Origin of the sequence: Paraburkholderia bryophila (assembly GCF_013409255.1) — a bacterium.
In the GTDB taxonomy this organism is placed as follows: Bacteria; Pseudomonadota; Gammaproteobacteria; order Burkholderiales; family Burkholderiaceae; genus Paraburkholderia.
Window position 1 is genome coordinate 189,463 of the sequence record NZ_JACCAS010000002.1, and the last position, 11,364, is coordinate 200,826.

Consider the following 11,364-nt stretch of genomic DNA (forward strand, 5'->3'; position numbering starts at 1 on the left):
GGCAACGCAGCGAATCGCCAGGCAAGCACCTTCGTCCGGTGTCGATAACGGGCCGTGACGGAACCGTAGCGGCAACGACCCCACGCGAGTCATCAGCGGCTTCGGTCGCGATCGTTCGCAGGCAACAAGACCGCCATTTTCATCAACACCCGAAGGAGAAACCATATGAAGACGATCCAATTTCTCAAGGCAGCAGGTAGCATTGCTTGTGTCGCATTCGCACTGAACGCTACGGCGCAGACCAGCGCCTCGGCGCCGTCGGCGGCGTCGGAAACCATCGGCCAGCACGTCGACGACGGCACCATCACCACCAAGGCCAAGGCCGATCTGCTCGCGGCCAAGAACGTCAAGTCGACCCATATCCACGTGAAGACCCGCAAGGGCGTGGTGTGGCTCACGGGCTCGGTGCCTTCGTCCGACGACAAGGCCGCGGCCGGCGAAGTGGTCGAAGCCGTCAAGGGCGTGTCGAGCGTGAAGAACCATCTGAAGATCGCCGCCGAATAAGATTGGGCGATGTGACGGGCGGGCGCCGGTTAGCACCGGTCCCTTCCCGCTGCGCTCCAGCGGAACACAGCCAAGCCGTTCGCCCTGCGCGAACGGTTCAGACTGCTGACAAAGTACCCCCAAAGCCTGGCCTTGCGTCGGGCTTTGTCGTTTAATTGGGGCATGCTGAAGACACCGACGCCCATGCAGCACGAACTCGAGATGGTGACGCTCGAGGAACTCGTGCCGAAGGACCACCTGCTGCGCCAGATCGACGCGGCGGTGGATTTCGAATTCATCCGTGAGAAGGTGGCGCACCTGTATTGCGCGGACAACGGGCGCCCAGCGCTCGATCCGGTGGTGATGTTCAAATTGCTGTTCATCGGCTACCTGTTCGGGGTACGCAGTGAGCGCCAGCTCATGCGCGAGGTGCAGGTCAACGTGGCCTACCGGTGGTTTGCACGCTTTCGGCTCACGGACCGGGTGCCTGACGCCTCGACGTTCTCGCAGAACCGGCGACGGCGCTTCACCGACACGACGGTCTACCAGGAGATCTTCGACGCAATCGTGCAGCAGGCGATCGGGCGCGGCATGGTCGAGGGACGGGTGCTCTACACCGACAGCACCCACCTGAAGGCGAACGCCAACAAGCGCAAGTTTGATCTGGTGCAGCTCGAACAGGCGCCTTCGGCTTATCTGGCGGCGCTGGACGCTGCGGTCGATGCGGACCGGGCAGCGCACGATAAGAAGCCGCTGCGGCGCGACGAACGCAAAGGCCCCGACGACGATGAGGGCTCGAGGTCGGCTGCCACACCGGAGCGCAAGGAAACGAAGGTCAGCCGCACCGACCCGGACAGCGGCTACATGGTGCGCGACGACAAGCCCACGGGCTTCTTCTACCTGGATCACCGCACGGTCGATGCGCGCTATTCAATCGTCACCGACACGCATGTGACACCCGCCTCGGTGCACGACAGCCAGCCGTATCTGGCGCGGCTGGACCGGCAGCGCGAACGCTTTGGCTTCCAGGTGCAGGCGGTGGGGCTGGATGCGGGCTACTTCACGCCGGCAATCTGCCAGGGGCTGGAGGATCGCGGCATTGAGGGCGTGATGGGCTACCGCACGCCGAATCACAAGCCCGGGTTCTTCTACAAACGCGAGTTCAGATACAGCCGGTATCGCGAGGAATACACGTGCCCACGCGGGCAGGTACTGCGCTACAGCACGACAAACCGCGCGGGCTATCAGGAGTTCAGGTCCGATCCGTCGCGCTGCGGCACCTGTGAGGCGCGCGGCCAATGCACGACGAGCGCAAACCATGTGAAGGTGGTCATCCGGCACGTATGGGAGCGCGCGAAGGAGCGCGTCGATGCGCGTCGCCTGACCGACTGGGGCAAGGCGATCTACAAACGGCGCAAGGAAACGGTGGAGCGCAGCTTCGCGGATGCCAAGCAGCTGCATGGGCATCGCTACGCGAGGATGCGCGGGCTGCGCAAGGTGGCCGAGCAGTGCCTGCTCGGCGCTGCGGCGCAGAACATCAAGAAGATCGCGCTGCTGGTGGCACGCCTGCGGGCGTGTTTATGCGTGCGCCAGCGGCCCGGCAATCGCCTGCAGTGGCTCATCGCTGCACTTCTGGCCCGTTTCAACCGCCACGTCGTGCTTCACTGCCAGATTTGCTTTGCCTGAAAAACAAAACCCCACGCTCCGAAAAACGTGGGGTTGGTCAGCAGTCTGAGCCGTTCGCCCTGCGCGAACGGCTTTTTCTTTGCCGCGCCGTTTTCGCGGTGCGTGGGATAATCACAAAGTTTGCCCGAAGCGCGGCTCAAAAGGCTGTTCGCACGGGCGCGTGAGGGGCCTTTACTCCCGTGGCCCGCTACCTTTTCCGCGTTACTTTTCAACCACCACCATGCCCGCATACCGTTCCAAAACCTCCACCGCCGGCCGCAACATGGCAGGGGCGCGCTCGCTGTGGCGCGCCACCGGCATGAAAGACGAAGACTTTTCCAAGCCGATCATCGCGGTCGTCAATTCGTTCACCCAGTTCGTGCCCGGTCACGTGCACCTGAAAGACCTGGGCCAGCTCGTCGCGCGCGAAATCGAAGCCGCGGGCGGCGTCGCCAAAGAATTCAACACCATTGCCGTCGACGACGGCATTGCCATGGGCCACGACGGCATGCTGTATTCGCTGCCCAGCCGCGACATCATCGCGGACTCGGTCGAATACATGGTCAATGCGCACTGCGCCGACGCCATGGTCTGCATCTCGAACTGCGACAAGATCACCCCGGGCATGCTGATGGCCGCCATGCGGCTCAACATTCCGGTGATCTTCGTCTCGGGCGGCCCGATGGAAGCCGGCAAGACGCGCCTCGCGAATCCGAAGACCGGTACCATCGAGTTCAAGAAGCTCGACCTGGTGGACGCCATGGTGATCGCCGCCGACCCGAGCTATTCCGACGCCGACGTCGCCGAAGTGGAACGTTCCGCCTGCCCGACCTGCGGCTCGTGCTCGGGCATGTTCACGGCCAATTCGATGAACTGCCTGACCGAAGCGCTCGGTCTGTCGCTGCCGGGTAACGGCACGGTGGTGGCAACCCACGCCGACCGCGAGCAGTTGTTCAAGCGCGCCGGCCGCCAGGTGGTGGAACTGGCACGCCAGTATTACGAAGAAGAAAACGCGTCGATCCTGCCGCGCGCGGTGGGCTTCAAGGCGTTCGAAAACGCCATGACGCTGGACATCGCCATGGGCGGTTCGACCAACACGATCCTGCACTTGCTGGCGATTGCCCGCGAAGCGGAGATCGACTTCACGATGACCGACATCGACCGCCTGTCGCGCATCGTGCCGCAGTTGTGCAAGGTGGCGCCGAACACCAACAAGTACCACATCGAAGACGTGCATCGCGCGGGCGGCATCATGGCGATCCTGGGCGAGCTGGACCGCGCGGGCAAGCTGCACACCGACGTGCCCACCGTGCACACCGCCACGCTGAAAGATGCGCTGGACCAGTGGGACATCGTCCGTACGCAAGACGAAGCCGTGCGGACCTTCTACATGGCAGGCCCCGCCGGTGTTCCGACGCAGATCGCGTTCAGCCAGAACACGCGTTGGCCGAGCCTGGATCTCGACCGTGCCGAAGGCTGCATCCGTTCGTACGAACACGCGTTCTCGAAAGAAGGCGGGCTCGGCGTGCTGACCGGCAACATCGCGCTCGACGGTTGCGTCGTGAAGACCGCGGGCGTCGACGAGAGCATTCACGTGTTCGAGGGCACGGCCCATGTGACCGAATCGCAAGACGAAGCGGTCGAGGACATTCTCAACGACAAGGTCAAGGCCGGCGACGTGGTTATCGTGCGCTACGAAGGCCCCAAGGGCGGTCCCGGCATGCAGGAAATGCTCTACCCGACGAGCTATATCAAGTCGAAGGGGTTGGGCAAGGCTTGCGCGCTGCTGACCGACGGCCGCTTTTCGGGTGGCACCTCGGGGCTGTCGATCGGCCACTGCTCGCCTGAGGCGGCAGCCGGCGGTGCGATCGGCCTGGTGCGTAACGGCGACAAGATCCGTATCGACATTCCGAACCGCACGATCAACGTGCTGGTGTCCGATGAGGAACTCGCGCGCCGTCGCGAAGTGCAGAACGCGAAGGGCTGGAAGCCTGCGAATCCGCGTCCGCGCAAGGTGTCCGCGGCGCTGAAGGCGTACGCCAAGCTGGTGATGTCGGCCGATAAGGGCGCGGTGCGCGATCTGTCGCTGCTGGACGACTGATCCTGCGGCGGGCTGCGGGCCCGTTCGTGTCGAAGCCGCTCTACGGAGCGGCTTTTTTTATGCGTGCGACTTTCGCTGCGATGCGCAATGCGATCATTGCGGAGCGCCACGCCTCACACACAACGGCCTGGCGCTTTTACAAGCACCAGGCCGCTGAACTGCTCATACAACCATTTCATGCAGCCACTAACGCGCGGCCGCCCATTCACCCGCTATCAACGCTTCGCCGCCGCGTACTGATCGCGCAGATCGCGCACGCGGTCATGGTTCTGCAGCACGCCCTGATACTGCCGCTCGACGATCGCGCGGACGTCCACCGGCAAATCCTTTTCGAGCGCGTCGTGATAGTGCTTCTTCGCGACGTCTTCGCCCTTTTCACAATCGGCCAGGATGTCGTGGTCGCTGCGGTCCGTGACGGCCGACTTCAGATCGACCCAGCCGCGATGCAACGCGCCGCTCATGCTGCCGCCCGTGTCGGGCTTGCCGCCCAACGCCTGCACGGCGTCCTGCAACTCACGCGCGCCACGCGTGCAGTCTTCGGCACGCGATAGAAACATCGTCTTCAACTGCGCGTCGTGCGCGTCGTCGGACGCTTTGCGAAAGCCCTTCTCGCCGTCCTTCGACGTTTCGACCAGATCGTTCAGTACGGAAACAACGTTCGTAGCCATGCAATACCTCCAGGGGTTTCGTTGATCGTGGAATCCGTCAGCCGGCAGGTGCGAGCCAGCGACGGCCTTCGTTGAGATATCCGCATGACGCGTGCCCGGCATGCAAAGGCGAAAGATCAGGCGAATCAGCGCGAAAGAAACTTTCGTGGTCGCTGCCAATCTTGCCAACCGAAGTAAATGTTGCGCGCCGCGTTCGTCACGCATGCGCTGAACGCCTCGCTGCACGGCGCTTTCCTCAATGGCACGACGGTTGCTTTATAAGCTGCGCCCGCACGACGCCGACAACACAAAACATCCGGCCATTCGCGCGAAGGAATTCAGAACAACAGGCAGGCAAAAACGACAGGGAGTGTCACCATGAAAATCAGGCGCGCGGAATATCTGGTTGCCATTGCAATCGTCACGTCAGCGACCGTGATGCAGATTCGCGAACATTTCGTGCAGCACGAAACAACGCCGGCTAGCATGCAAAACATGTCGGCGTCGTGCGGCGCGATGCACGAAGGTCTGGTGCCCGCTGGCTGCGAAGCGACCGGCGACCATCGTCAGGTGGATCGTGCGCCGGTACCGTCGCATGATGCGCCGCGAATATGGGTGTGAATGCGGCGCGTCAGCGTCAGGTAAATCAACGCAAAACGGCCCGACATTTGTCGGGCCGTTTGCTATCCAACGCTTCCAGAACGAAGCCGGAAACAGCTCACATTCGCTGCATCAAGCGTGTCTCTCCGTGAACTCGTTCAGCGGCTCGGGTTGCTTCAACGGATCGAAATCCGCCCACCGTCCCTGCTGCCAGCGTCCGCTCGCCCGCTCGATCGCCACCCCGCCCGCCTCGCGCAGCACACGCGCGGCGTCGAACTGATTGTCCGGCGACACATGCACCGCGACGAGCACGCCCGAATCGCGTGTTTCCTCGTGGAAAGGCGAGCGATGACCCGGCGCACCCCCGCCCCGCATACGCATCATGGCGCCGGCCAGCGAGCCGATATAAGCGCCGACCCCGGCGGCGATCAGCGACACGAGAATCGGTGCCGAGAACGCCGCGAAAATACCGACGCCCACCACCGCGCCCACCACGGCACCGATCGTGACGCCGAGCCCGGCGCCCTTCGGCGCCTCCCGCGCGCTCGGATCGGTAGCGGTGTCGCCGCCAATCGGATAACGCGCGTGCTGGCCGCGCGGATTGACGAAGAACAGCGTGACGTCTTCTTCGACGAAACCTGCGTTGAAGAGCTTCTGTGCCGCGTCTTCCGCGGTTGGAAACGTCGTGAAACGTGCTGCGACGATGAGTGACATAAGGCCTCCTTGCATCGTTGATTGACGTTCGCGAACTGCGTGGCCATGCATTGCTGCGCTGCAAGACGTGCAAGCCGACGCGCAAGCAGGCACACGACAACGTCAGCGCTACGCCGTGGCGCCGCGATCCGGTTCCATGCCTTCCACTCTGAACAGTCCGCTATGCAACACTACGCCTTCGCCGGCATTCAGGTCGAGCGCTTCCGCGCAAACCGAACGGATGCGATGGCGGCCTTTGTCGAACGCGGACATCAACGCGGATTCGAGCGCGGAATCGGCGCCGAAATGATCTTCGAGCGCTTCGGCGGTGATCGCGCACGACACCGCTTCGCCGTCCACGCGCGCCATGAAGCGCACCACCAGATTCGCGCCGTCGAAGGCCGGCTTGTCGTCGGAAAAAGTGATCTGCATCAGGGAGTCCTCATAGGCCGGACGCGGCAGGATCGCGTTCATGACGAACCCTTCAAGGCGCCGGCGAGTTGCTGCGCCATCGCGAGATGATGTTTGATGGTCGGCAACGCATGCGCGGCAGCGGCCTTCAGTTGCGAGTCGGTGCCGCTCTGCGCTTCCTGCTGGAACAGGTCGACCGCGCGCTGATGCGCTTCCAGCCCGATCTGCTCGACGTACGCCTGATCGAACGCGCTGCCCTTGAGCGTTTGCAGTTTGCCGACCAGCGCGGCATCCGCGGACGGCGTCGTCGTGAAGCCCTTCTTCGCGACCAGCGCCGCCATGCCATGCGAAAGCCTGGTGTGATCGACGATCATCTGCTGCGCGAATTTCTTCACATGTGGATCGCTGGCATTCTTCAGCGCGATCCTGCTGGCGGCGATTTCGGTGGCGTCGGCTTGCGACGCGTCCTGCACGAATTGCTGGTCAGCCGGCGAGAGGTGCGTGCCGCCCACCGGCGCATCGCTGGCCGGGGCGTCGCTGGCTTGCGCGTACACCGCGCCGATCGACGCCACGCCTAGCCCCAGCGCGGTCGTCATCACTTGTAGGGAATACCGGAGTTTCATACATTTTCTCCCTGGTCCACGGGTTCACCGACGCGCAGCGTGGCCACGCGACACCACCGAATATCAGCAAAAGGTGTGCCTATGCCGGTGGCCTATATCGCCGTGGCGCATCAAAGTCCGTGCGGATCGTCGTCGAGACCATCGTCGTCGCGGGCCAATGGGTCGATAGGGTCGATCACGCGGTCCGGTTCGATATCGCGGTCCGGGGTGAGCGTCGAGTCGCCGTCGGCCGCGGCGCGCTCGCCCGTGCCTGCGCGATCCGTATCGCTGCCGAGTTCGCTGTCGCCGGTTTCGAGCGCGTGGTTGTCCAGTTCGGAATCGACGTCGAACGCATGACGCTTCGCGCCGGCGACGTCGCTGCCGCTGTCGGACGAATCGCTCGGACCGAGCGCGCCGGTCGTGCCCGCCGTTTGTTTGACCACCTGTTGCGGCTCTTCATCGGGGTTTAGCGTGCTGCTCATGGCGTGCTCCTTCGTGTGTTGAGGTCCGTAGTGAGAGTCTGCGCAAGGACCGTTCCGCTCGCGTGCGCGCAGTGCACCGCAGCATGCGCCGGGCACCGCCTTTGCTTGATGCGCAGGCATCGGCGACTCAGTGCCCCATCGGCGCCCCATGCTTGAAACTTCTACCTGCGACCATGACCGACACGCCCACTTCGAACCCGCGCCGCGCAGAGCGTCTCCGCGACAGCGCAGCGCAAAGCGCAACCCAAGCCGCGCCGCCACCCATGCCGCCAGGCCTGCGCCACGCCGACGACTCCAAACCCGGCTACACACGCAAGCGCGGTAAGGATAAGGACGGCTTCACCTACTTCGACGTGGCGGGCAAGCGTATCGACGACGAAGAGCAAATCAAACGCATCAATGCACTCGCGATTCCACCGGCTTATGAAGACGTGTGGATCTGCCCCGACCCGCGCGGCCACATCCAGGCGACCGGCCGTGACGCACGCGGCCGCAAGCAATACCGCTATCACCCGCGCTGGCGTGAAACACGCGATGCCGACAAATACGAGCGCATGGCCGAGTTCGGCCGCGCGCTGCCGAAGATCCGCGCCCGTGTGGCGCGCGATCTGAAGCTACCGGGCATGCCCTGCGACAAAGTGATCGCCGCAATCGTGCAGTTGCTGGACACGACGCTGATCCGTATCGGCAGCGTTGAATACGCGCGCGAGAACCAGTCGTACGGTTTGACGACGCTGCGCAAGAAGCACATGAAAATCGAAGCCGGGCAATTGCGTTTCAGGTTTCGCGGCAAGAGCGGCATCGAGCACGACGTCACGGTGAACAATCCGCGCATCAAGCGGATCGTGCGGCGCTGCGCGGAACTGCCGGGCCACGACCTGTTCCAGTATCTCGACGACGACGGCTCGCGCCGCACGGTCGGTTCGGCCGATATCAACGACTATCTGCGTCGTGCGAGCGGCGCGGATTTCACGGCCAGGGACTATCGAACGTGGGCCGGCAGTGTCTATGCACTGGCCGCGTTGCGGCGATTGATCTGCGGCGACGCGGCGCAAGCGCGCCGGCATCTGGTGGCGACCGTCAAGGACGTGGCGGCATTGTTGCGCAACACGCCGGCGGTGTGCCGGCGTTGCTACATTCATCCGGCGGTGATCGGCGCATTTGAAGCGGACGAGTTGCAGACGCTGCCGCCGGGTCAGACGCGCCGTGGCCTGCGTGTGGATGAAATCGCGTTTGCCGCGTTGCTCGCGCACGCGGAGAAACGTGCGGCGCGGTTGGCGCGTCAGGCCGGCGCGAAGGGCCGCAAGACGCGCGAGGCGGCGGTAGCCGATAGCGTCGACGATACGCTGACGAGTTTGCTGAAGAAGTCGCGCGTGGTGCGCAGGAAAGAAACCGAGGAACAGAGAAACCGAGGAACGCCGGTTGCTGCACCTTGAGTACATCCAACCTGTAGAGGAGTTACATCATGCTCAACCAGACACAGACGCAAGCCGGCATGAGCCAGGGCCAGGGCCAGGGCGCCCGCATCGTCGGCAAAGGCAGCGCCACCGCGGACGGTCCCGGTCCGGACGTGATGGCTGCGGCCACCCTCGACGGCAACAAGGTGCTCAGCAGCGACGGCGAAGACATCGGCAAAATCAAGGACATCATGCTCGACGTGGGCTCGGGCCGCGTGGCGTACGCGGTGTTGTCGAGCGGCGGTTTTCTCGGTATCGGCGACAAGCTGATGGCCATTCCATGGCACGCGTTGACGCTCGATACCGAGCAGAAGTGCTTCACGCTGAACATGACCGCCGAGCGCGTCAAGAACGCGCCGGGATTCGACAAGGATCACTGGCCGGCCATGGCGGATCAGACCTGGGCCACCTCCGTGCATCAGTACTACGGCAGCGAACCGTACTGGGGCCGCGGTGCGTACGACACACGCGACGACCTGGGCGTCGGCGATATTCCGGCGGGATCGTCGGACGCGCCCGAAGCGGGTGGGTTGAAGCTCTAGGCCGCGCCGCCAGCAGGTTCTAGCGCCACGCGTCCGGCCTCGCGCTCCTCTTCAACCGGTCGGCATGCACTCCCCGCATGCCGACCTCGACCGGATGCTCATGCACGAAACACTGTGGTTTCTCATCGTCGGCGCGGTGCTCGTTTTTATGGGCGTGGCGGCGACGACCCTGCAGCGGCTGCCCGTCAGCGCCGCGATGTTTTACCTGTTGACCGGCTACCTGCTAGGACCGCCCGGCTTCGATCTGTTGCGCCTCGATATGGTCGCCGACGCGCATGTGCTGCGTGTCGTCACCGAAATCGCGCTGCTCGTCTCGCTGTTCGCCATCGGTCTGCGCCTGCGGCTCGGCGTATTCGACAAACTCTGGACCGTGCCGCTCCGGCTCGGCTTCGTCGCGATGCTGGCGACCATTCCGCTGCTGACGCTATTCGGCGTCTACGTTCTGCAATTAGCTTGGGGACCGGCCTTGCTGCTCGCGGCGATCCTCGCGCCGACCGATCCCGTGCTCGCGCACGACGTGCAAGTCCACAACCCCGGCGATCACGACCTGTTGCGCTTCGCGCTCTCCGGCGAAGGCGGCTTGAACGACGGCATTGCCCTGCCCTTCGCCGCGCTCGGACTCGCGGTCTGCGCCACGCCGGCGGGGCACGCGGCCGGCTTACTGGATCTCGCGCTCGTCGGCGGCATGGTGTGGGGCGTGGCGGGCGCGATCCTGATCGGCGGCGGGCTCGGCTGGGCCACCACGCATGCGGTCGCCTGGTTGCGCACACGTCACGCGCAGGCGCTCGGACTGGAAGGCTTTTTCGCGCTGGGTCTGATCGTGTTGTCGTTCGGCGCCGCGCAACTCGCGAACACGTATGGGTTCCTGGCCGTGTTCGCCGCGGGCGTCGCGATGCGCCGCGTCGAGCATCGCGCGAGCGGCGGTATCTCGCCGCGCCAGGCGATCGGCACGGTCGACTCCGAAGACGTCGAAGCCACCGCCGCGCATCCCGACAAAGCCCACGCGTATATGACGGAGTCGGTGCTCGGCTTCACGATCGAACTCGAACGCATTGCCGAAGTGGCCGTCATGGCGATGGTCGGCAACGTGCTAGCCAACCTGCCGGGGCGACTCTTCACCTGGCAAACGGTCGCGCTGTGCGCCGCGCTGTTCGTGATCGTACGGCCGGCTGCCGTGGAACTGTCGCTGCTCGGCTCGAGCGCGACGCCCACGCAACGGCGTCTGATGAGCTGGTTCGGCATTCGCGGCATCGGCTCGTTTTACTACCTCGCGTATGCGCTCGAAAACGGCGCCCCCGCCGACGTCACGCGACTCGTGCCGCTAACGCTCGCGGTGATTGCAGCCTCTGTAGTGATTCATGGTGTATCGGCTACGCCATTGATGAACTGGTATCACCGCTTGCGCAGCCGCGAAACTTGATGAGCGCATCACGCTGGACACTGAAGCGAAGCGAACACGCCCCGGCCGCAATGCAAACGGCAGGCGTAGCGGCCGGCAAAGCCCTGCCGATCACACGCCGCATTTCAAACAAATTACTAAAGCATCGGCGCTCGATCCGACTACCAATGCGCCGTGCATTTTTTGAAAATAATTACCGCCAATCGGCATTGGACGAAAGCAAAAAACCCCAAATCGAGTCTAGTCGCTTTAAACATTCTTAACTAAGATAGCCGCTAACTC

At 63.8% G+C, this 11,364-nt stretch carries 13 protein-coding genes; 8 read left to right on the top strand and 5 right to left on the bottom strand.

Annotation, left to right across the window (positions count from 1 at the left end; all coding sequences use genetic code 11):
- Positions 1-165: 165 nt before the first annotated feature.
- The 3 genes from GGD40_RS22130 to ilvD all read left to right on the top strand — a co-directional run bounded on the left by GGD40_RS22130 (position 166) and on the right by ilvD (position 4,249).
- Positions 166-504 carry a BON domain-containing protein gene (locus GGD40_RS22130; RefSeq protein WP_134964825.1) on the top strand — a complete coding sequence of 113 codons (339 nt, stop codon included), beginning with the start codon at positions 166-168 and terminating at the stop codon, positions 502-504.
- A 162-nt stretch (positions 505-666) separates the two neighbouring features.
- On the top strand, positions 667-2,169 hold the full coding sequence (locus GGD40_RS22135) for an IS1182 family transposase (protein WP_179707906.1): 1,503 nt from the start codon (positions 667-669) through the stop codon (positions 2,167-2,169).
- Between the two features lie 220 nt (positions 2,170-2,389).
- Positions 2,390-4,249 (top strand): dihydroxy-acid dehydratase, encoded by a 1,860-nt coding sequence (gene ilvD / locus GGD40_RS22140; RefSeq protein ID WP_179745099.1) that lies wholly within the window; start codon positions 2,390-2,392, stop codon positions 4,247-4,249.
- Positions 4,250-4,464: 215 nt separating this feature from the next.
- Here the strand turns inward: ilvD and GGD40_RS22145 are convergent, their stop codons facing one another.
- Positions 4,465-4,917: a ferritin-like domain-containing protein gene (locus tag GGD40_RS22145; protein ID WP_035557824.1), complete on the bottom strand. Its 453-nt coding sequence runs from the start codon at positions 4,915-4,917 to the stop codon at positions 4,465-4,467.
- Between the two features lie 357 nt (positions 4,918-5,274).
- Between GGD40_RS22145 and GGD40_RS22150 the strand changes: the two genes are divergently transcribed.
- A complete protein-coding gene (locus GGD40_RS22150) occupies positions 5,275-5,517 on the top strand; it encodes a hypothetical protein (protein ID WP_179745100.1) in 243 nt (80 codons plus the stop codon).
- A gap of 111 nt (positions 5,518-5,628) precedes the next feature.
- Here the strand turns inward: GGD40_RS22150 and GGD40_RS22155 are convergent, their stop codons facing one another.
- The 4 genes from GGD40_RS22155 to GGD40_RS22170 form a co-directional block, all read right to left on the bottom strand.
- A complete protein-coding gene (locus tag GGD40_RS22155; protein WP_179745101.1) occupies positions 5,629-6,210 on the bottom strand; it encodes a hypothetical protein in 582 nt (193 codons plus the stop codon).
- 108 nt (positions 6,211-6,318) lie between these two features.
- Positions 6,319-6,663: a DUF1488 family protein gene (locus tag GGD40_RS22160; RefSeq protein ID WP_179745102.1), complete on the bottom strand. Its 345-nt coding sequence runs from the start codon at positions 6,661-6,663 to the stop codon at positions 6,319-6,321.
- The gene (locus GGD40_RS22165; protein WP_179712963.1) at positions 6,660-7,223 is read right to left on the bottom strand and encodes a DUF4142 domain-containing protein; all 564 of its coding nucleotides are present in this window, start codon (positions 7,221-7,223) and stop codon (positions 6,660-6,662) included. The genes GGD40_RS22160 and GGD40_RS22165 overlap by 4 nt, the downstream gene beginning before the upstream one ends.
- A gap of 110 nt (positions 7,224-7,333) precedes the next feature.
- Complete coding sequence (locus GGD40_RS22170) at positions 7,334-7,684, bottom strand: chemotaxis protein (protein WP_179712961.1); 351 nt, start codon at positions 7,682-7,684, stop codon at positions 7,334-7,336.
- Between the two features lie 173 nt (positions 7,685-7,857).
- Between GGD40_RS22170 and GGD40_RS22175 the strand changes: the two genes are divergently transcribed.
- The 4 genes from GGD40_RS22175 to GGD40_RS22190 all read left to right on the top strand — a co-directional run bounded on the left by GGD40_RS22175 (position 7,858) and on the right by GGD40_RS22190 (position 11,345).
- Positions 7,858-9,120 carry a DNA topoisomerase IB gene (locus tag GGD40_RS22175; RefSeq protein WP_179747006.1) on the top strand — a complete coding sequence of 421 codons (1,263 nt, stop codon included), beginning with the start codon at positions 7,858-7,860 and terminating at the stop codon, positions 9,118-9,120.
- A 29-nt stretch (positions 9,121-9,149) separates the two neighbouring features.
- Positions 9,150-9,683: a PRC-barrel domain-containing protein gene (locus GGD40_RS22180; protein WP_179745103.1), complete on the top strand. Its 534-nt coding sequence runs from the start codon at positions 9,150-9,152 to the stop codon at positions 9,681-9,683.
- A 100-nt stretch (positions 9,684-9,783) separates the two neighbouring features.
- Entirely contained in the window at positions 9,784-11,103 is a 1,320-nt protein-coding gene (locus GGD40_RS22185) for a cation:proton antiporter (RefSeq protein ID WP_179745104.1), read from the top strand.
- Entirely contained in the window at positions 11,103-11,345 is a 243-nt protein-coding gene (locus GGD40_RS22190; RefSeq protein ID WP_179745105.1) for a hypothetical protein, read from the top strand. Before GGD40_RS22185 ends, GGD40_RS22190 begins: the two co-directional genes overlap by 1 nt.
- Positions 11,346-11,364: the final 19 nt, after the last annotated feature.